The following is a 19,616-nucleotide window of genomic DNA, read 5'->3' on the forward strand; positions in this document are numbered from 1 at the left end:
CCTACTTTGACGCACTTGTTGGAGAATTAGCCCCCGCTTGACCTCATTATGAATGGTTTGAGGAGCTTTATCTAGTCGCCTAGCCACTTCACGATTGGAACACCCTTCATGTAACCAACGTTCAATATTTCTACGGTCTGATAGTGTTAAATGTTTTCCTTTTGGTGTATAATAGTCTTGCATCTCAGAGTCCTTCTAATTGTTTTTGTGGTGATTACAATTATATCTCTCTGAGGTGTTTTTTCATACTTTTAAGTGGCTAACTTCATTTTAAAACTTTTAATTATTGGTCTTTTTAAATTGATTGTATAAAAAAATAAAAAAGCGCTTGCATTATTTGGATAAGTCTGTTATGATAATAAACATCAGATGGATTGTTACTGGTTAAGCAGGCAAAACCTAAATAAATACAAGATAAACAAGGACAGGAGTAGTAGCCACTTCTGGAGGTTTATTTGGTATTTGTTTAGGTTTTTTGTTTGTCTAAAGCAATCCAATAAACAAATATTTAGGAGGAGCCCTAATGGCTAAAAAAGATTATACTGAGTTGGCAAAAGATATTGTCGCTCATGTTGGTGGCAAAGATAACGTTGTCAACCTTAGACACTGTGTGACACGTTTACGTTTTGTTTTGAAAGACGAAAGCAAGGCAGACACGGATTACCTTAAAGCGCGTGATGGTGTGGTCACTGTTGTCAAAGCAGGAGGGCAGTACCAAGTCGTTATTGGAAACCATGTGCCAGATGTTTATGCAGCAGTTCTTGAACAAGGCGTTCAAGGGGTTGGCTCACTTGATACAGATGAGGGGGATTCAGCACCTAAAGGCAATCTTTTTGACCGTTTTGTGGATTTGGTTTCAGGTATTTTCCAACCTTTCCTAGGACCTTTGGCAGCTGCTGGTATCATTAAAGGTATTGTTGCTATTATGGGTGGTCTAATGGGAATGGATGCATCAAATAGCGCTCTATACGTTATTTTAAATGCCACTGGTGATGGTTTCTTCCAATTCCTGCCATTGCTAATTGCCATTACGTCTGCGCGTAAGTTTAAAGTGAATGAATTTACCGCCCTTGCCATTGCTGCGGCTCTTGTTTATCCTGATATTGCAGCTTCAGTAGCAGGGCTAAAAAAAGCAGGACTTGACAACGTCTTTGGTATTCCATTTGCACTTCCAGCCAGTGGTTACCTCTCAACTGTTATGCCAGCGATTTTAGCAATCTGGGTTGCTTCAATCATTGAGAAATTTATGAAGAAAATCACGCCTGATGTGGTGAAACTCTTCGTCGTTCCTTTTGTAACAATCTTACTCACTGTACCGTTGACTTTTCTTGCAGTAGGTCCACTTGCTAATGTGCTATCAGACGGTTTGAGTAGTGGACTGGTTGCCATTCAAAGCTTTAACCCAATTATCTTCGGCTTTGTTCTTGGTGCTGGATGGCAAGTGATGGTTATGTTTGGTCTTCACTGGGCAATTGTCCCATTAGCCATCTTACAAGTGGCAAGTACTGGCGAATCTGCAATGTTTTCACCAGCCTTACTTCCAAACTTTACGCAAACTGGTGTTCTTCTTGCCATCTTGCTCAAAACAAAGGAACAAAAAGTTAAAACAATTACAACGCCAGCCCTTATCTCATCAATCTTTGGGGTTACAGAGCCAGCTATTTATGGGGTGACCCTCCCTATGCGTACACCATTTATGATTTCATGTGTTGTTTCAGGAATTATTGGTGCAGCTATGATGGCTTTAAAAGTCACTACTTATGCTATCGGTGGTATGGGTGTCTTCCTTTATCCATCGTTGGTAAATCCTAAAACTGGTGATACAAATGGTATGATGTGGGGGATTATCTTAACCCTTGTAGCTATTGTAATTGCCTTTGTTATTCAATACTTTGTACCAGTTCCAACGCTTTATAGGAATCCAACTGAAGAAAAAGTTAAAGAAGTAGAAGTGGTTGCGGCGGAAGAAGTTGTTGACATTAAACAAGAAATTATCGCCAGTCCACTTATCGGTAATGTTGTTGCTCTTGAAAATGTTCCTGATGAAGTCTTTGCTTCAGGAGCGATGGGGAAAGGTATTGCTGTTGATCCAGCAGACGGTGTTGTTGTTGCACCAGCAAATGCGGAAGTATCGCTCGTCTTCCCAACCAATCACGCTATCGGTCTTAAAACTGAGAACGGAGCTGAAATCTTAATTCATATCGGTATGGATACCGTGTCATTGGCAGGTAAAGGCTTTAAGAATTTTGTTGAAGTTGGTGACAAAGTGACACCAGGACAAAAACTTCTTGAGTTTGATGTCAATACTATCAAAGCAGCTGGACTTCCAGTCATCACACCAATCATCGTGACAAACACAGATGACTATACAGATGTTTTAACAACACAAGAAGGCCGTGTCAACACAGGTGACTACCTTCTTACAACTGTTAAATAAGTTATTTCAATCCTTCCTTCGGGAGGGATTTTTTACTGACTTTCAAAAAGAGCCTGAGACAAAAGATTTCTCAGACTCTGTGATGTTATGTTTTAAGTAGAACTTTTGTCCTCGCTTTTTGTTTCCTTTAATAGAGGCCGTCGTTGGTTGGATTAATGAGTGTTTTGGCTTCTTTAGTTTTGGTGTATTGTTTGCGATACTGGCTTGGGGTCATTTGGTAATAGTTTTTAAACTGGCGGTTGAAGTTGGATAGGTTGTTAAAGCCAACTTGTGTGGCGATTTCGATGATTGGTTTGCGGCTATTCACTAGAGCGTCACAAGCCTTGCTTAACCTGACTTGAATGATAAATTCGGTACAAGATGAACCCGTTTGCTGTTTGAAAACGGACATGAAGTGGGTTTTGCTGTAGCCCATTTTTTCAGCCAGAAACGAGATGGACAGTTCTTCATTGTAATGATTATTGATGTAATCAATCAGTTCTCTAAGTTTTTCGTCTTTGCGGTAGGAATCATCAGTGCGTTTACGAAGGACGTAGCGGTAGAAGAAGAGCAAGTATATCAACTCGTTCAATTTGGCTTTGAGCAAGACTTCATAGTGTCTCCCTTCTTCTGTGGCTAATTTAAAAATATCAAAAAGGATACGTTTAATCTCGTCATACCCCTCCATATGAGGTTGAATGCGCTGGACAAATTTGTAGGTGGAATTTTGCAGGGGTTGGAGATAGCGAAGACTGACCTGATCAACGATGGAGTAGCCAATCATGTCCAAGTGAAAGAGGAAAGTATCAGTGACGTGTTTTTCCCTACCAATGGGGTGAATGGAATGCATGCCATTGGGACGGATGAGTACAATGTCGCCAGCAGTGCTGTTGAAAAAATCATAATCAATATGATAGCGAGCACTCCCTTCATAGATATAGTTGATTTCCAACTCTGGATGCCAATGAAAAAGGGTATCTGGTCGACCATCCCTAACTTCTGTATGGTAGAAGTGGTAGGGCAGTAAGTGGTTATTATAATCAATATCAAGACGAAAATCTTCTTTTTGTTTGTTCACAAATGCTCTCCTTTTGTTCAATTCTATTTTAGCACAAGTGATGACATTATCAAAGGATAGTATCAGTTTTCCAAAGGATAGTGCTAGTCATTGAGACCTCATGTTTATATAATAGTTTCAGATAAAAATGAACGAGGTATTGATATGGCTTATACATTTCCAAAAGATTTTCTCTGGGGCGGTGCGACAGCTGCCAATCAATTTGAAGGGGCTTATAACCTTGACGGCAAAGGTTTGTCCGTGCAAGATGTGACACCAAAAGGTGGGCTACCTGCCAAAGCTTTTGATAAAAATCCCTTGATTACAGATCAGCCAACTGAGGACAACCTCAAATTGGAAGGGATTGATTTCTACCACCGTTACAAGGAAGATATTGCGCTTTTTGCTGAAATGGGCTTCAAAGTGTTCCGCATGTCGATTGCTTGGTCACGCATTTTTCCAAATGGTGATGAAACAGAACCCAACGAAGCTGGTCTTCAATTTTACGACAATGTGTTTGATGAGTTAGCCAAATACGGTATCGAGCCTTTAGTGACCCTGTCTCATTATGAGACCCCGCTTCACTTGGCGCGCAAGTACAATGGCTGGGCAAATCGTGATTTGATCGGATTTTATGAGAATTATGTCCGTACCGTCTTCACTCGCTATAAGGATAAGGTTAAGTATTGGTTGACCTTTAATGAGGTCAATTCGGTTCTTCATGCGCCTTTCATGTCTGGTGGAATTGGAACGCCAGTTGAAGACCTGTCCCAACAAGACCTATATCAAGCGGTACACCACGAATTAGTTGCTTCAGCGTCAGCCACTAAAATCGCTCACGAAATTAACCCTGATTTCAAGATAGGTTGTATGGTGATTGCTATGCCAGCCTATGGCATGACTTCAAACCCACTAGACCAACTAGCTGTGCATGAGTTTGAAAACCAAAACTATCTTTTCTCAGATATTCATGCGCGTGGGAAATACCCTAACTACATCAAACGTTTCTTTAAAGAAAATGACATTGAGATTCAATTTGCGCCAGGCGATGAAGAAATGCTCAAAAATACTGTTGATTTCATTTCCTTCTCGTACTATATGTCAGTGGCTCAAGCCCATAACCCTGAAGACTATGCTAGTGGAAAAGGAAACATTCTGGGCGGAATTACCAATCCTTACTTAGAGTCATCAGAATGGGGCTGGCAAATTGACCCGGTTGGTCTTCGGTTGGTTCTTAACGATTTTTACGACCGTTACCAGTTGCCACTCTTTATCGTGGAAAACGGTCTAGGCGCCAAAGATGTTCTGGTTGATGGTGCAAATGGCCCAACCGTTGAGGACGATTACCGCATTGACTATCTCCAAAAACACTTGGTGCAGGTGGGAGAAGCGCTTCAAGATGGCGTGGAACTTTGGGGTTACACGACATGGGGACCGATTGATTTGGTTTCAGCTTCAACTGCACAGCTATCCAAACGCTATGGTTTCATCTATGTTGACCGCAATGATGATGGAACAGGAAGTCTCGCTCGCTACAAGAAAAAATCATTTGACTGGTACAAAGAGGTCATCAGCACCAATGGCGAAGCCTTGTACCGCTAATTCTCTGACTACTCTCTAGCCACTCTCCAGACTAGAGAGTTTTTAGCTGATAGGAATTATGCTACAATGAGGGAAGCGTTTTATAACATAGCTATGTTTTTGCATGGCAAATACTAGAACTGTCGTTAGGGTATTGTGGTCTAGCTATCGACAGAATGGCTGTTTAGTCATGATGAGGAAGGATTTTATGATTACAACTGGATTTATCGGAAATGGCAAATCAACTAATCGCTACCATATGCCCTTTGTCTTAAAAACAGGCAAATTTAAGGTTAAAACCATTTATAATCGTTCTATCAAGGAAGATTGGGCAAGGGTTGAAGGAGCAAGGTACACCACTGATTTGAATCAGCTTTTAAATGACCCAGAAATTGACCTAGTTGTGGTGACGACCCCATTATCCAATCATTATGAGTCAGCCAAAAAAGCACTTCTTGCCGGTAAACATGTTCTTCTGGAGAAACCCTTTACGAAAACTCTTGCAGAAGCTAAGGAATTATTTCATCTTGCACGCGAGAAAGGTCTCATGCTTCAGGGTTATCAAAACCGTCGTTTTGATGCTGATTTTTTAACCACTCAAAAGGTTATCGAATCAAAGAAATTGGGCAAACTTCAAGAACTTGAGATGCATTATGATTATTTTCGTCCAGAAGTGCCTGAGAGTGTGACTGAATTTTCAATTGATACCAGCTTTTTGTATAATCATGGCTGCCATACCTTGGATCAAGTGATTTCTTATTTTGGCAAACCTGACCACGTTCATTTTGACTTGCGCCAGCTACTTGGTGAGCATCGTATGAATGATTATTTTGACATTGATTTGACATATGGAGAGCTTAAAGTTTCGGTCAAATCATCCTATTTTCGACTTAAAGAACGTCCAAGTTTTGCGCTATATGGTGATAAGGGCGTATTTATCAAGGCTACAAAAGATCGGCAGGAAGAAGATTTGAAGAAATTCTATCTGCCTAATCATGCTGACTTTGGCTTGGATCGTCCGCAAGATTACGGTGTCCTTTCTTATATGGAAGATGGACAATTCCACGAAGAAAAAGTGGTGTCAGAAGTCGGTGATTACAGCCTTTTCTACGATGCTCTCTATGATACTTTGAAAAATGGTGCTGAGCCACTAGTTAAAGAGGAGCAAACTTTACTTTTGATGTCCTTGTTAGAAGAAGGCATCGCAACACTAAAATAATAAAGGAGTCTCAATGATTAAACTAATTGCAACCGATATGGATGGTAGCTTTCTGAGAGATGATAAATCTTATGATGTGGCGAGATTTGAGAGAATTTTAAAGCGTCTAAAAAATCATGACATTAAGTTTGTGGTGGCTAGTGGTAACCAATACCGTCAGTTGACGTCGAAATTTCCCAATGATTATAAAGAATTGACTTTTATTGCTGAAAATGGCAGTCATATTGTTTCAAAGGAGAAAACCATCGCTCAGCATTTTCAATCGGGTGAGGAGATTGAAGCCTTGATACGATATATTGAGAAAACCTTTCCTGAGGTTGCTATCTGCCTTACAGGGGAAAAAGCAGGGTATTTACTAGAGACGACCAATGATAGTGTTAAGGATTTTTTGAGTCTTCATTTACCGGTGATGGTAGAGGTGAAGCATTTACAGCCTCTTCCTCAGGATAATTTCTACAAAACGGTAGTAGTCGTTCCAGATGGTAACAGTGAACCAGTGATTGAAGCTGTTTCTAAGGAGCTATCTGATTTATCTTTAGTGCCTGTTGCTAGTGGTTTTGGTAGTATTGACTTGATCACAAAAGGCATGCATAAAGCGTGGGGACTCAAGCAGCTGATGACCATGTGGGGGATAAGCGCTGAAGAGGTGATGGCTTTCGGTGACAATTCCAATGATATTGAAATGTTAACATTAGCTAGTGAGTCTTACGCTATGGCAAACGCTGGTGAAGCTGTTAAGGCATCAGCCAAGTATGAGGCTAAGACTAATGAAGAAGATGGCGTTTTAGATGTTATCGAAGCGTATCTGGACGATTTAGGATATTAAAGGAGCGCAGAGCTGTTGTAACTATAGAATGAAAGCTCTAGACGGCTGATGATGGGCGGTCTAGAGCTTTTTTAGACTAATTATTCTCACCACTAGTGATACCAGAAATCAGTTCATCACCGTCCAAGTCCTTGTCTGGAATGCCAAACGAAACAGAAGTTTGAGCTAAAGCACTACTATAGTCAAATGATACTTAATGAAAATCAAAAGTAGACAAGGCGACACTGATGTAAATAGAACTGAAGGTCATCACATCAAGTCAACAAGGTCTGCTTTTGATTTTCGAAGAGGATGAATTAATCTTCAGACAAGGAACTGAAATACGGACACTACTTGAGTAGGGCAAGTCGAAAATGCCCATGTATCAAAGTTAATGCATTTGACTATATAAAAGTGTCGTTCAGGCAGCTCCATCTTGACTTAAAATCGTAAGATAGTATCATTTTTTCATGCGATGCTACCAGAAATACTCCCTTGTTTGAGCTATAATATGGTTATAACATCAAAAGTAGAAAGAGGTAGGATAATGACATTTCCAAAAGATTTTTTATGGGGTGGTGCAATTGCTGCCAATCAAGCAGAAGGGGCTTATCATGAAGATGGGCGTGGACTTGTTGCAACGGATGTGTCAACAGGTGGCACAGCAAACTCACCACGTTACATGACTTACATTGACAAAGATGGTCAACCGGGCAAAGTTAGTGCAATGGGGCACAATGGTCAGATTCCAGAAGGCGCTAAGCATGCGATTCTTGATACGGAGCATTATCCTAATCATGTTGCGGTGGATTTTTACCATCGTTATAAAGAAGACATTAAGCTCTTTGCAGAGATGGGTTACTCGATTTTTCGCTTATCTATTTCTTGGGCGCGGATTTTCCCTAATGGGGATGATGCACAGCCAAATCAAGCAGGACTTGATTTTTACCGTTCTGTTTTTGAAGAATGTCGCAAGTACAATATAGAGCCACTCGTGTCCATCTGGCACTTTGATACGCCACTGGCTCTTGAAGAAAATTACGGTGGCTGGACTAACCGTAAACTGATTGATTTTTACGTCAAATACTGCGAGGTTATTTTCAATGAATACAAAGACCTTGTCAAATACTGGCTGACCTTTAATGAAATCAATAACACTACCATGTTTTTGGATATGTTTGGCAGCAAAGCTTCTGATGGGGAGTATCAAAAAGGCTATCAAATCCTTCATCATCAGTTTGTCGCTTCAGCTAAAGCTGTCCAACTCGGTCACAAAATCAATCCTGACTTCATGATTGGCAACATGATTTGCGGCATTGCCTTCTACCCAGCGACTGCTGATCCTAAAGATATTTTGGCAAATCAACACAAGTGGGAGTCCGGTATTTACTATTGCGGGGATGTGCAAGCCAAAGGAAAATACGGTACATACGCTAAACGTCTCTGGCAAGAGCATCATGTTGAGCTAGATATTACTGAAGAAGACTTGGAAGACATCAAAAATGGAACTGTTGACATGTATACCTTCTCTTACTACATGTCAAACAATGTGACAACTCATACCGGTGGGGAACAAGTGGCAGGAAACTTCTCAACTGGGGCTAAAAACCCTTACCTGACCTACTCTGACTGGGGCTGGGCGCACGATCCAGATGGTCTTCAATACTACCTTGAAAAAATCTATGACCGTTATGAAATTCCTCTCATGGTAGTAGAGAACGGTCTTGGAGCTTTTGATACCGTAGAAGAAGACGGCTCTATCCATGATGATTACCGTATTAATTACCACCGCGCCCATGTGAAAGCCATGAGCAAGGCCATTGACAATGGTGTTGACCTCATTGCCTACACCACTTGGGGCTGCATTGACATTGTTTCAGCAGGGACAGGGGAGATGCGTAAGCGTTACGGTTTCATCTATGTGGATATGGATGATGAAGGGAAGGGAACGCTTAACCGTACCCCAAAAGACAGCTTTTATTGGTATCAAAAAGTCATCGCTTCAAATGGTGAACATTTAGATTAAGTCCTAAAATCACGGTTGTTTGAGCAGCCGTGATTTTGAACTGTTAAAAAAGAAGAGGAAAAAACATGTCATTTCTAGCTATTGATTTGGGTGGAACCCAGTTTAAATCAGCCTTGATTTCAGAAGATTTTCAACTTGAACAATCTTTTTCAGAAAGGCCCTCTGCGCGTGATTTAGAGGATTGTCAAAAACTCTTGCAGGATATGATTGCGCCACATTTAGATACTATTGAAGGGATTGCGATTTCCTGTCCGGGTACGACTGATCCTATAACAGGAACTGTTTATAATGGAGGCATGTTGCAGTATTTAGATGGTTTTTCGTTCAAAGCCTTCTTGGAGAAATCCTATCAAAAACCAGTAGCCGTTCTTAATGATGGCAAGGCTGCTGCCTTAGCTGAACTAGCTTCTGGAAATCTAAAAGGGGTTCAGAATGGTTTAGCCATGATTGTGGGAACCGGTCTTGGTGGTGGGATTATTATCAATGGGGAACTTTATCAAGGGTCGCATTTTCAAGCGGGGGAATTGACCTTTGCTCTACCACAAGATAAAATGTCTCCCCTATCAGGGGAAGATTTGGCAGGTGGGTCTCTGTCTGCGGTGAATGTCATTGCAAGGTGTGCCAAAGCGCTTGGTTTATCAGAAGAGCAGGACGGTAGAGCGGTATTTGAAGCTATTAAGCGTAAGGATGAGCGCGTCTATTCCATTTTTCAAGGTTATTGTCGTCAGTTTGCGCTCCAAATTAACAATCTACAGAGCATTTTGGATGTGGAGCGAGTTGTTATTGGTGGTGGGATTTCCGCCCAAGCCATCTTGATTGAGGAAGTCAATCGTCAGTTGGACCAGTTGGAAACTGAAAACGCTTGGGTTTTCAAAGTGGTTAAAAGACCGCAGGTGACGGCTTGTTTCTATCAAAATTCAGCCAATCTAATCGGAGCAGCCTACTATTTAGAGCAAACCATGTAAAGGGGACTGGTTTTTTGAACATGTCATCGTAGAGAGCTTGGAAGTTGGTATGTTACCATATCGGCTTAGTTGAGGATTAGTGTGTAAATCATAAGAGCATGAGCAGCCTATTCTATAAAATAATACTTTCACCATTTAAAAAGAGGTTTCCATCAATATGAGCTCCATGGTTAGCGAAATGAAGGACACAGGAGCGAAAAGATAGTCCAAAATGGAAGATAAGATTGTGTTTGCTTTGCCTCGTTTGAGGACGAAAGGGCTAATAAAATAGATAATTAGAAATGTGCTGAAACAACATAAAGCAGAGTGGAACAAAAGTCACTAAGGTAAGGCGTTTGATTTAGTAGTCTCAGCTTCTATAGTCAAATGAATTAGCTTTCAGAACAAGGAACAGAAAAGACACGGACAGTACCTGATACTCTTCGAAAATCAAAAAGAAGACCTTGTTGACTTGATGTGATGACCTTCAGTTCTATCTGCTATCTGTGTCGCCTAGTCTGCTTTTGAATTTCATTGAGTATGAGTAGGGCAAGTCGAAAGTGACCATGTAGCAAAGTGAATTCAAAAGACTATACCAATTGGGTATGATGATAAAAAAAGTAGTACGTGGTGTTTTATAGCAAAATGAAATAAAAACAGTACACTTGTGATATCATGTTTTTATGGCATATTCACTAGATTTTCGTAAAAAAGTTCTCGCATACAGTGACAAAACTGGCAGTATTTCTGAAGCATCTGTTGTTTTCCAAATCTCACGNAACACCATTTATCAATGGCTAAAACTACTTGAGTACAATCCCATCGAGAAAACATGAGCTTACATCAAAAATGCCTCAATGAAAGTATCGCCAAATGGCCATATTTTCATGGAGGCACTTTTGTCCTGCTCTTGTTTCAGTTGACTATATCATAGCTTCTTAGCCTGAATTTCCTTAGTCACTAAGGAAATTTATGCTATGGTCAAATATGTAATCGCTTGCTAAACTAAAACTAAATAAAACTAACAAGGAGGCTAGTATGTCTAAATTACGTGACGATTTTTTATGGGGTGGTGCGGTTGCTGCTCATCAACTAGAAGGTGGTTGGCAAGAAGGTGGCAAGGGAATCTCTGTAGCAGATGTCATGACAGCAGGTCGCCACGGTGTTCCTCGTGAAATCACAGCTGGCGTTTTAGAGGGGAAATACTACCCTAATCACGAAGCAATTGATTTTTACCATCGTTATAAAGAAGATATCGCTCTTTTTGCGGACATGGGCTTTAAGTGCTTCCGAACATCGATTGCTTGGACGCGTATTTTTCCCAAAGGTGATGAACTAGAGCCTAATGAAGAAGGGCTTCAATTCTACGATGATTTGTTTGATGAATGTTTGAAATATGGCATTGAGCCAGTTGTAACGCTATCTCATTTTGAATTGCCATACCATTTGGTGACAGAATACGGTGGATTTACAAATCGCAAGGTTATTGATTTCTTTGTGCGTTTTGCGGAAGTGGTCTTTAAACGTTATAAAGATAAGGTTAAATACTGGATGACCTTTAATGAAATCAACAACCAAGCCAACTACCAAGAAGATTTTGCACCATTCACTAACTCAGGAATTGTTTACAAAGAAGGTGATGACCGCGAAGCTATTATGTATCAAGCAGCCCACTATGAATTAGTGGCGTCAGCGCGTGCTGTTAAAATTGGGCATGATATCAATCCTGACTTCCAAATTGGCTGCATGATTGCCATGTGTCCGATTTATCCTGCGACATGTAAACCATCTGATATCCTAATGGCTCAAAAAGCCATGCAAAAACGTTATTACTTTACCGATGTTCATGTGCATGGTTTTTATCCAGAACACATCATCAAGTATTGGGAACGTAAAGGAATTGAGGTTGATTTTACTGAAAAAGACCGTGAGGACTTGCTTGAAGGAACGGTTGATTATATCGGATTCTCATACTACATGAGTTTTGCCATTGATTCACACCGGGAAAATAATCCTCACTATGACTATCTTGAAACAGAAGATTTGGTAAAAAATAACTATGTTAAGGCATCTGATTGGGATTGGCAAATTGACCCAGAAGGTCTCCGTTATAGCCTAAACTGGTTTACAGATATGTACCACTTGCCACTCTTTATCGTTGAAAATGGTTTTGGTGCTATTGATCAAGTTGAAGAGGATGGTATGGTCCATGATGATTATCGGATTGACTATCTAGGGGCTCATATCAAAGAATTCATCAAGGCAGTCGATGAAGATGGGGTTGATTTGATGGGTTACACACCTTGGGGATGTATTGACCTTGTTTCAGCTGGTACAGGTGAAATGCGCAAACGCTATGGCTTCATTTATGTTGACAAAGATGATGATGGTGAGGGAAGTTATGAACGCTCACCAAAACAATCCTTTAATTGGTATAAAGAAGTGATTGCAAGTAATGGTGAAAGTCTTTTGAAATAAAAGGCATATCATTGTCACTTAAAAAAGTAGACAATATTTTTTAGATAACTTGTTGAATGGTATATAGGATTTAAAATAAAGTAAAATATAGAAAGCGTATTGAAATGGAAGATATCATCATTTATTTTATGATGCTAATGTTCTTAGTTGGACTCGTGTATTTACCAACGAGAGCGATGCTAAAAGTTAATAAAAAAATTGGTTACAACTATTCTATTCGCTTTATCGGTGTGTCTGATATACCTGATTTAAGAAGCGATGATGAACTTAGAAAACATTTAAGAGTTGTCTCACAGTCAAAAAATACATATGTTGTTCAATCAAGATGGAATGATCGTAAATTGAGAGATTGCTTAGTGAATAAATACCATTTAACTAAACAACAAGTCATTGTGCAATCTGTTCAAGCGTCTGGACCATTAGGTGTGGCTTAATCAAATGGAAAAATAGCTCGTTTGAGCTGACTATTCAGAATTGAAGAAAAAGTCCATTTTTGAGCATTCTTCTTCAATCTTTTTTCAAGCCCAAAATGCCCCCCAAAAAAACGTTGAAATAACAGCCTTTCTAACAGTTTCATTCTTATCGGTCTCCCTGCAAAATTTCCCAAATTATCAAATTTTTAGAAAGGGTGTCTACGTTTCGAAATCAGCTCGTTTGGGCTGATTTTTTTCGTTTTTATGAGATAAGGAAATTCTAAAAATTAAATAGAGACTTTTTCCGCAGTGCTAAGGAAAAAGTCTCTTTTGATATTGAAAACGGTTTCGAATAGAATGAAGTCATAACATAAATTAGAAAATATATTGGAGGATTTACTTATGACTAAAGCTTTGATTATCTGTGCTGGTGGGATGTCATCTTCACTTATTGCCAAAAAAACGCAAACACTCTTGGCAGAACAAGGGCATGATGTTGAAATGAATGCTGTGGGTGTTCCTGAAGGTGGTAAGAAAATCAATGCCGCTGAATATGACTTGTACCTTATCAGTCCGCAAACTAAAATGCACTACAAACAATTTGAAGAAGCCGCTAAAAAAGTTGGTAAACCAATCGTTCAAATCCCACCACAAGCTTATATTCCTATTCCAATGGGGATTGAAAAGATGGCGAAGTTGGTTTTGGATAACATCTAATTCCTTTTTCTAATAGATGAGCGATTTCATTTTGGGAGGATGGTATGCTTAACACGAAGGAAAAAATGATTTTACAATACCTCTACCAACATCGAGGAGAGTATTCAACTAGTAAAGCCTTAGCAGATTATCTTTCCTATTCTGATAGAACGATTCGTACTTATATCAAAAAATTATCGTCAGATTTGTCTGTTGAAGAAGCGGGTTTTAGGATTGTTTCTAAACAGGGGTTCGGTTATCAGCTTGACATTATTGATGATGACATTTACCATCATTTCCTTGTTGAGAATGATCTCGCTGTGGGTCTAGATTATGGCGATATTGAAAATCGGCATAAAGCGATTTTAAACAAGTTGATTTTTGAAGAAGAAACGGTTCTGTTTGATGATTTAGCAGAGCAGCTATTCGTGAGTCGGTCAACTTTATCAAGCGATTTTAAGAAGATTAGGAGCCAGTTAGCAAAGTACCAATTGAGCATTGAGAGCAAACCCTACCGTGGCGTTTATGTTTTGGGAAATGAACAAGATAAGCGCCACTTTATTATGGATTACTTTTTCGGCGATCATTTTCATCAAAACATGTCTCATTTTGTTGGTAAAGACATGTTAACACTGCCCTTATCAATGGAAGAATTGACCATTATCGTCTTAGATGAATGTCGCAATGAAGGCTTAAAACTTTCTGACTATGCGATTCAAAATTTAGTGATTCACTTAGCATTAGCCATCCAGCGCTTCCAGAAAGGGTTCCGCATTTCTCCAGTGGACTTGAATGCTAAAAAATACGCAAAGGAGCTAGCTGTTGCTAAAAATATTAGCAAACGACTTTCTAGAAGATTGGTGCAAGATGAATTAATCCCGCCTGAAGAAACAGCCTATATCGCCCTTCACCTTATTTCAAAATCAAATGTAAACGAAGACGTTAATATTGAAAGAGCCAATTTAAGACAAGAAGTCAGCCTTGGGATAGAAGCCTGCGACGCGAATGAAGAGTACGATTTTGCCAATGACCCCTCTTTAATGGAAGGTTTGATGTCCCATCTTGACATTTTATTGGAACGTTTGAACAACAATATTCATTTGACCAATCCTCTCCTTGATGATATAAAAAATCGCTATCTAGATATTTTTAGATTAACAACAGATTTTATGTCGGGTCTCCCATCTTTTCAAAAGTATCATCTTTCGGAAGACGAAATAGCTTATGTTGCCCTTCATTTTATGGCATCCATAGAGCGTCAAAAGGAAAGGAATAAGTTAAGTGTTCTGGTTATTTGCGCGACTGGTTTTGGAAGCGCCCAGATGCTTAAAAATAGAATTATTAATGAGTTGGGACAGTTGGTGACGATTTCAGATGTCATTGGTTATTATGACTTAACGAATGACAAACTTAAAGACGTTGATGTCATCATGTCAACCATTGATTTATCGAACTTAGTCTTTAATATCCCTGTTCAAACGGTTAGTGTTTTCTTATCAGAACAAGAAGTGCTTGATGCTAAAAAAACATTTTCTCAACTTAGAGGAAAGCATCATCAAAAGAAAGTTCAACAGAATCATAGTGTTTCAAGTGAAGATGTCTTGTTAGCATCTTTTGAGTCTTATTTTTCAAAAGACCATTTTATAGTTTTGGAAAAAGCTGATAAGTCTGAACTTATTTCTGAAATGATTCGATTGCTAATTCCAGATAATGTTAGTCAACAAGAAGAATTAGCTGATTTAATTAAAGGGCGAGAACGATTGAGCACTTTGGTCTTTGATCAAGATATTGCAGTTCCTCACCCATTAAAGCCGATTAATGAGAAACATCAGATTGCTGTTGCCATTATCAAAAATGGTTTGTATTGGGAAGACGGTTTTGAAAACATTAAGTTAATTTTCTTAGTGGCACCATCAATATACTCGAATGAAGGTTTGAAACCTATTACAAGTCGAATAGTTGATTTGGTTGATTTACCTGATGTCAAAAATGACCTTATTAAGGCAAAGGATTTTGAAACATTTAAAGCTATATTTTTAGATAGTAAAAGGAGTTAATATGAATACAGAAGAATTGCAAATGGCTGCTTTTGGTATTATTCTAAGCAGCGGAAATGCTCGTACTATCGTTCATGAAGCTTTTGCGGCTATGCGTGAAGGAGATTATGATAAGGCAGAGCAACTTTTAGAAGATGCTAATGCAGATATGCTAGAAGCGCACCATGCTCAAACAGATCTTTTACAAGAGTATGCTAGTGGCACAGAAATCAAAATTGAAATTATTATGGTCCATGCACAAGACCACCTAATGACAACCATGACACTGCGTGAAGTGGCACTTGAAATGCTAGCTTTGTATAGAAAAGTTGGATAGGAAGGTGATGAAATGAGTAAGGTAACGTCTACTCATAAAGAAAATAACACTCCTAGAACAGCTGAGGAGATTAGAAGAGAAGTTAAGCAAAAAAATAATTTATTTAACCGTTACATGCTCTTTCGATTTAGTTTGGCACTCTTTTTCTTTGCTAATATCTATTGGTCATTAACTTTATTTTTTAAGCCAAATCTTTACTTGCTTATCCCTCTTGCTTTGCTAGCTGTATTAATTATAGCAACCGTTGAGCAATTTAAACTATATGGTGCATCTGCTCCAAAATTGTCACGTACAGAGTTAGCTTTAAAAATACAGTTGATGACTCATCTATTAGTCATTGCTTTGACAGCGTTCAACCAAACATCTGTTTTATTTCCAACTTTTACAAATCAATTCTCTGCAAAGTTAATGATTATTATTCTGCAAGTTTTAGGAATGCTTCTTGTTAATTTAAATTTAAATCGCATTACCTTAATTAAGCAGAATAAGGACAAATATTACCAACGTTTTCAAACTATTGAAAAATACATTTAATTTTTTAGGAGGAGTTCTCATGGAAGAACAAAAAGGTTTCTTTAGTCTATTGGACAAATATCTCATGGGGCCTATGGGGAAACTGGCGTCATATAAAATCGTTCGTGCCATCACAGCTGCTGGTATGGCTGCAGTTCCCTTCACGATTGTCGGGTCAATGTTCTTGGTATTTAGTATCTTGCCACAAGCATTTTCATTCTGGCCAATTGTTGCTGATATTTTTGCAGCATCATTTGACAAATTCACAGCCCTCTATATGGTTGCTAACTACGCAACAATGGGATCATTGTCACTTTACTTTGTACTTGCTATTGGATACGAATTGACAAAAATCTATGCTGAAGAAGAAGAACTTGATTTGACACCAATCAACGGTGCTCTACTTGCCCTCTTTGCATTCATTATGACCGTTCCTCAAATCGTTTTTGAAAAAGGGATGATGTCATCAGTTGTTTCCCTTAAAGAAGGTGCAGTTGTTGCTGATGGTTGGGCAATGGCAAATGGTGTCACTCGTTTTGGTACTACTGGTATCTTTACAGCTATCATTATGGGTGTTGTTTCAGTTCTTTTGTACCGCATGTGTGTGAAAAACAACTGGGTCATCAAAATGCCTGAATCAGTTCCAGAAGGAGTATCTCGTGGTTTTACAGCCTTGATTCCTTCGTTTGTTGTTGCTTTCTTTGTTATCATTTTAAATGGTATTCTCGTAGCATTAGGAACAGATATTTTCCAAGTTATTGCGATTCCATTTGGTTTCGTTGCAAATCTTACAAGTACTTGGATTGGTCTTGTCATCATCTACCTTCTAACTCAGGCTCTTTGGATTGTTGGTATTCACGGTGCCAATATCATCTTTGCTTTTGTTAACCCAATCGCCTCAGCAACCATCAAGGTTGTTGATAATGGCTTCAACCCAGTTGTCGGCGCAACAGTTGAATTGTTGGCAGCAGATGGTTCAGGTCGTCAAGTCAAGACTGATGCGTTTGGTAACGCTACCTTCACAGATGTAAAACCAGGCAAAGGTTACACAGCAGCGCTTGCCATGGTTCCAGAAGGTTATGACTACAACAGCTACCGTACAGCAGCGTTTGACCTAGCAAACACAGACCACCACGAAGACTTCATCACTGTTGGTAAAGTACAAAAAGAAGCACCAAAATCCGAAGACTCTGTTGGCAACGCTTCAGCAACCATCAAAGTTGTAGATAACGGCTTCAACCCAGTTGTCGGCGCAACAGTTGAATTGTTGGCAGCAGATGGTTCAGGTCGTCAAGTCAAAACTGATGAATTTGGTAATGCTAACTTCACAGATGTAAAACCAGGCAAAGGTTATACAGCAACTCTAGCTTCTGTACCAGAAGGCTACGAATTGAACAGCTACCGTACAGCAGCGTTTGACCTAGCAAACACAGACCACCACGAAGACTTCATCACTGTTGGTAAAGTACAAAAAGAAGCACCAAAATCCGAAGACTTTATTGGTAACGCTTCATCAACCATCAAGGTTGTTGATAACGGCTTCAACCCAGTTGTCGGCGCAACAGTTGAATTGTTGGCAGCAGATGGTTCAGGTCGCCAAGTAATAACAGATGAATTTGGTAACGCTAACTTCACAGATGTGAAGCCAGGTAAAGGCTACACAGCAACTCTAGTTTCTGTACCAGAAGGCTACGAATTGAACAGCTACCGTACAGCAGCGTTTGACCTAACAAATACAGACCACCATGAAGACTTCATCACTGTTGATAAGGTTCAAAAAGCTGACAAGCCAAGTCAAGAACAGCCAAAAGAAGACCAACCGAAGGCAGATAAACCAAATCAAGAGCAACCAAAAGAAGACCAACCAAAGGCTGACAAACCAATGAGTCCTAAAGTAGACGATGGTAACAAAGATGGTCAGGGTAAAGATGATTCTAACGTCTCAAATAAAGAAGCAAATAAACCAAGCAAAACCCCTAAAGCAGCAGAAGGAAAGCTAGTTCAGACTGCTTCAAAAGCTGCTCCGAAAGTGTCAGCTGACAAAGAAGAACTACCAAGTACTGGCGATACCTCATCATCAGCTGCAGTCTTTGCAGGAACAGCTATTGCACTTGCTTCATTAGGACTTGCAGTGTCACGTCGTCGTAAAGAGGACTAGAGAGATGTCTAGCACCTCCTCATAGATGATACTATTAGACGAGTGTTTTTCTAACTGAAAATGCTACCATTATGGATGGATTTTTCATCAAGCATAAATCTTGACAGATCATTTTTTGAGCAGAGACGATTTTAACACCTTTCATGTTATAATAGAAAAAATATCATTTTTCTGAAAGGTTTTGCACTTGCTTCATAAAGTTAATCGCTTAAATCAAATACTGTTTTATTTGCTTGGTCTTTTCCTTGTAGGCTTAGGGATTACCCTCTGCACCAAAGCTTCCTTAGGCGTATCGCCAGTCGTTTCTCTAGCCTACAATGTCTCGGTGATTTTCAATATTCCAATCGGAATAACCAGTTTTGCCAATTTCTCGCTCTGTATTTTCATCCAATTTTTACTGCTAGGAAAAGAGTTTGACCATTTTAGAATTCTCCAAGTAGTAGCCAGTTTTCTAACCAGTTTTGTCATGCAGCTTTTTGATAATACTCTGCTAACGCCCAGACTTCTAAGTATGCGATTTGTTTGGCTCCTTGCTGGGATTGTGATTGTGGGATGCGGTGCAGCCTTGACTGTTGCCATGCGTTTTATTCCCAATCCTGCTGATGCTCTTGCTCATACTATCGGTCAGGTAACTGGCAAAGGATTTGGAACAGGGAAAAACCTCCTCGACCTTGTTTTTATCAGCCTTTCTTTGGTTTTATCTTTTGGATTTGGCAAGGGCTGGCTCGGTGTTAATATCGGAACACTCATTGCCAGTCTGGTAACAGGTCGTGTGATATCAGTCTTTTTTCCGATTTTTGAAAAACTCTACGAGACACGAGTTGAAAAATCATAGGATAGTATTATTATTTCAAAGGATAGTGATGGTTTCGTCACTATCTTTTCTTTATACTTAGGATAATTAAAACTAGAATGACTAATACTCTTCGAAAATCAA

General features: G+C 39.5%; 17 protein-coding genes and 2 pseudogenes. 16 read left to right on the forward strand and 3 right to left on the reverse strand.

Going from position 1 to position 19,616, the window contains the following annotated elements; genetic code table 11:
* Nucleotides 1-183 (reverse strand): helix-turn-helix domain-containing protein (locus A3IA_RS0104160; RefSeq protein ID WP_018380092.1); only part of this gene is annotated, 183 nt, incomplete at its 3' end.
* Between the two features lie 340 nt (nucleotides 184-523).
* Between A3IA_RS0104160 and A3IA_RS0104165 the strand changes: the two genes are divergently transcribed.
* Nucleotides 524-2,437, forward strand: a complete 1,914-nt coding sequence (locus A3IA_RS0104165; protein ID WP_018380093.1) for a beta-glucoside-specific PTS transporter subunit IIABC — start codon at nucleotides 524-526, stop codon at nucleotides 2,435-2,437.
* 127 nt (nucleotides 2,438-2,564) lie between these two features.
* Here A3IA_RS0104165 and A3IA_RS0104170 read toward each other — a convergent pair whose 3' ends face one another.
* The gene (locus tag A3IA_RS0104170; RefSeq protein WP_018380094.1) at nucleotides 2,565-3,494 is read right to left on the reverse strand and encodes a helix-turn-helix domain-containing protein; all 930 of its coding nucleotides are present in this window, start codon (nucleotides 3,492-3,494) and stop codon (nucleotides 2,565-2,567) included.
* Nucleotides 3,495-3,638: 144 nt separating this feature from the next.
* Here A3IA_RS0104170 and A3IA_RS0104175 point away from each other — a divergent pair, with 144 nt between their 5' ends.
* The 8 genes and pseudogenes from A3IA_RS0104175 (at nucleotide 3,639) to A3IA_RS0104205 (ending at nucleotide 12,960) form a co-directional block, all read left to right on the forward strand.
* Complete coding sequence (locus A3IA_RS0104175) at nucleotides 3,639-5,075, forward strand: glycoside hydrolase family 1 protein (protein ID WP_018380095.1); 1,437 nt, start codon at nucleotides 3,639-3,641, stop codon at nucleotides 5,073-5,075.
* A gap of 187 nt (nucleotides 5,076-5,262) precedes the next feature.
* Complete coding sequence (locus tag A3IA_RS0104180) at nucleotides 5,263-6,273, forward strand: Gfo/Idh/MocA family oxidoreductase (RefSeq protein ID WP_018380096.1); 1,011 nt, start codon at nucleotides 5,263-5,265, stop codon at nucleotides 6,271-6,273.
* 13 nt (nucleotides 6,274-6,286) lie between these two features.
* A complete protein-coding gene (locus A3IA_RS0104185; protein ID WP_018380097.1) occupies nucleotides 6,287-7,099 on the forward strand; it encodes a Cof-type HAD-IIB family hydrolase in 813 nt (270 codons plus the stop codon).
* Nucleotides 7,100-7,625: 526 nt separating this feature from the next.
* Nucleotides 7,626-9,104 (forward strand): glycoside hydrolase family 1 protein, encoded by a 1,479-nt coding sequence (locus tag A3IA_RS0104190; protein WP_018380098.1) that lies wholly within the window; start codon nucleotides 7,626-7,628, stop codon nucleotides 9,102-9,104.
* 65 nt (nucleotides 9,105-9,169) lie between these two features.
* Nucleotides 9,170-10,069, forward strand: a complete 900-nt coding sequence (locus tag A3IA_RS0104195) for an ROK family protein (protein WP_018380099.1) — start codon at nucleotides 9,170-9,172, stop codon at nucleotides 10,067-10,069.
* A gap of 662 nt (nucleotides 10,070-10,731) precedes the next feature.
* Nucleotides 10,732-10,860: pseudogene (locus tag A3IA_RS12540) on the forward strand (IS630 transposase-related protein); the annotation flags it as partial.
* A gap of 226 nt (nucleotides 10,861-11,086) precedes the next feature.
* Nucleotides 11,087-12,526 carry a 6-phospho-beta-glucosidase gene (locus A3IA_RS0104200; RefSeq protein ID WP_018380100.1) on the forward strand — a complete coding sequence of 480 codons (1,440 nt, stop codon included), beginning with the start codon at nucleotides 11,087-11,089 and terminating at the stop codon, nucleotides 12,524-12,526.
* Nucleotides 12,527-12,630: 104 nt separating this feature from the next.
* Nucleotides 12,631-12,960: a hypothetical protein gene (locus A3IA_RS0104205; protein ID WP_018380101.1), complete on the forward strand. Its 330-nt coding sequence runs from the start codon at nucleotides 12,631-12,633 to the stop codon at nucleotides 12,958-12,960.
* Here the strand turns inward: A3IA_RS0104205 and A3IA_RS12960 are convergent.
* The gene (locus A3IA_RS12960; protein WP_018380102.1) at nucleotides 12,957-13,103 is read right to left on the reverse strand and encodes a hypothetical protein; all 147 of its coding nucleotides are present in this window, start codon (nucleotides 13,101-13,103) and stop codon (nucleotides 12,957-12,959) included. The genes A3IA_RS0104205 and A3IA_RS12960 overlap by 4 nt on opposite strands.
* Nucleotides 13,104-13,341: 238 nt before the next feature.
* On the opposite strand from A3IA_RS12960, the gene A3IA_RS0104215 reads away from it, so the two are divergent.
* From A3IA_RS0104215 to A3IA_RS0104240, 7 genes and pseudogenes are all read left to right on the forward strand, one after another.
* Nucleotides 13,342-13,656, forward strand: a complete 315-nt coding sequence (locus A3IA_RS0104215; RefSeq protein ID WP_018380103.1) for a PTS cellobiose transporter subunit IIB — start codon at nucleotides 13,342-13,344, stop codon at nucleotides 13,654-13,656.
* A gap of 44 nt (nucleotides 13,657-13,700) precedes the next feature.
* Nucleotides 13,701-15,692 carry a BglG family transcription antiterminator gene (locus tag A3IA_RS0104220; RefSeq protein ID WP_018380104.1) on the forward strand — a complete coding sequence of 664 codons (1,992 nt, stop codon included), beginning with the start codon at nucleotides 13,701-13,703 and terminating at the stop codon, nucleotides 15,690-15,692.
* Between the two features lies 1 nt (nucleotide 15,693).
* A complete protein-coding gene (locus A3IA_RS0104225) occupies nucleotides 15,694-16,008 on the forward strand; it encodes a PTS cellobiose transporter subunit IIA (RefSeq protein ID WP_018380105.1) in 315 nt (104 codons plus the stop codon).
* Nucleotides 16,009-16,020: 12 nt separating this feature from the next.
* Nucleotides 16,021-16,542 (forward strand): hypothetical protein, encoded by a 522-nt coding sequence (locus tag A3IA_RS0104230; RefSeq protein WP_018380106.1) that lies wholly within the window; start codon nucleotides 16,021-16,023, stop codon nucleotides 16,540-16,542.
* Between the two features lie 19 nt (nucleotides 16,543-16,561).
* Nucleotides 16,562-17,557, forward strand: a pseudogene (locus A3IA_RS13400) (PTS transporter subunit EIIC); the annotation flags it as partial.
* Between the two features lie 27 nt (nucleotides 17,558-17,584).
* Nucleotides 17,585-18,679 (forward strand): SpaA isopeptide-forming pilin-related protein, encoded by a 1,095-nt coding sequence (locus A3IA_RS13590; protein WP_342302239.1) that lies wholly within the window; start codon nucleotides 17,585-17,587, stop codon nucleotides 18,677-18,679.
* A gap of 187 nt (nucleotides 18,680-18,866) precedes the next feature.
* Entirely contained in the window at nucleotides 18,867-19,514 is a 648-nt protein-coding gene (locus A3IA_RS0104240) for a YczE/YyaS/YitT family protein (protein ID WP_018380108.1), read from the forward strand.
* Nucleotides 19,515-19,616 lie beyond the last annotated feature (102 nt).

Source organism: Streptococcus thoraltensis DSM 12221 (assembly GCF_000380145.1).
GTDB lineage: Bacteria > Bacillota > Bacilli > Lactobacillales > Streptococcaceae > Streptococcus > Streptococcus thoraltensis.